We start from the raw sequence: 1615 nt of genomic DNA on the forward strand, positions 1-1615 counted from the left end.
GGTTCGTAGTTGGGCTTTAGCCCAAAGTTCGTAGTTGGGCTTTAGCCCCACCGGCAACTATAGAAATTTATAATAATCACCTCTAGATTCATTGAATTTTCTTAGTTTTGCCCCCTCAGGCGTGCTAAAAACGCTCCCTCAGGGCTGAGGATTGCGGGGCCATATTCAAAAATCCGGCTATTAAATCATAAAAAAATATTCTGTGATGGCGCTCAACCGGCATTCTAAAAAAGACTAATCTAAAAGATGGCAGAAAAACTGCCAGCCTCACACGCTGAGAGCGCAGAAGTTTGACAGCCAAAAAAAAACTCGCTACAGTAAAAAACAAGTCAGCCGCTCCCGACAGGTGTGACGGAGAGATTCGTGCTACGAGGGGTGATGGTGTGCAGTTTACAGGTCAGGTGAGTGATGTCCGACTTCAACATTGACTCCCTAGAAAGCAGCGAAACATATATCGGCAATGTATTGAGTGCCGACCCAACAGACATTTACCGGCTCACTCTGGACGCACCGGGCAGTTTCAGTCTGTCTGTGGGCGAATTGAGTGCCGATGTGAATATAAAATTGCTGGACAGCACCGGCTCTGTACTGTACGCATCATCTAATAGTGGAACAAGTCCAGAAGCGATTAATGCCGATGCGTTAATTGCGGGGGACTACTCGATTGAAATCTCTCGGGTGAGCGGCGACGTATATGCTGGAAGTGAGTCCCAAAACCAACACTGACCCGCTCACAGGTCAGTCACTATCCCCTAGCAATAATAACCCCTTTGAGTCGGGAGTGTTTAAAGTAGGCCCAACAGGTAAAGTCGATATAAGTTATCTGTTTGATGGCGGCTTCTATGAGGGAGAGGTAGGCATCTTTAACCTAAAGGGCATGTCGGCTTTCCTGAACGATTACAGTGCCTTCGCCAAAGAAGCCGCGCGGCGGGCGCTGAGTAATTCTTCAGAGGGGCATGCCGTCATCTCTGACTTCACAGAAGGCGCTAAGTTGGCCGGGGTTTTGGGGGCTGAGCCGCAAAATTGGAACAAGGGGATATACCAGGGCGTCAAGACAGTATCTATGAATCCCGGGGATGAGTTTGGGATTATCTTAGCCCCCCGGAATAAGATACAGGATGTCTTTAACAATCCGGCACTCACCGGCACTCGCCGCCCCCTGTTCTCATTGGCAACAGCTGACCCCAGGGATGCTTTCAATTCAGGGCAGATAGCTGATGTCACCGGCAATGGGTATGCTTTCGCTCTTGAAGATATGCAGGTGAATGCCGGTGCGGATAGGGATTACAACGATGTGATGTTTCAGGTCGCCGGCGCGACTGGCACAGCCCCATCGCTAAATAATGTGATTGCACCATCCCTGGACTGGCGCGGGACAGTTTTGGGGGGACAAATTTTAGATGAAATCAATTCAGCAGATATCGAACCGCCAGAAATTGCGGCATATCTAGAGAACGATACGGGTGAGGACACTGCAGATGGGATTACCTCTGACCCGGCGATTGCGGGTAGTGTTATTGATGTTAGCGGGATTTTCAGCTTGCGTGCCGGTTTTGAGGGGATGCCGGTGGAGAGTTTTACTGAGATTGCCAGCCGGCTCAACGAGGATGGAACG

2 protein-coding genes are annotated in these 1615 nt (G+C 49.8%); both read left to right on the forward strand.

Annotated elements, in window-relative coordinates; all coding sequences use genetic code 11:
- Positions 1-408 precede the first annotated feature (408 nt).
- Positions 409-726: a pre-peptidase C-terminal domain-containing protein gene (locus tag OSC10802_RS0116390; RefSeq protein ID WP_017717858.1), complete on the forward strand. Its 318-nt coding sequence runs from the start codon at positions 409-411 to the stop codon at positions 724-726.
- Positions 695-1615, forward strand: a 921-nt coding sequence (locus OSC10802_RS0116395) for a DUF4114 domain-containing protein (protein ID WP_026098545.1), incomplete at its 3' end; no start/stop codon positions are given. The genes OSC10802_RS0116390 and OSC10802_RS0116395, both read left to right, overlap by 32 nt.

This window comes from Kamptonema formosum PCC 10802, from assembly GCF_000332335.1.
Taxonomy (GTDB): domain Bacteria; phylum Cyanobacteriota; class Cyanobacteriia; order Cyanobacteriales; family Oscillatoriaceae; genus Oscillatoria.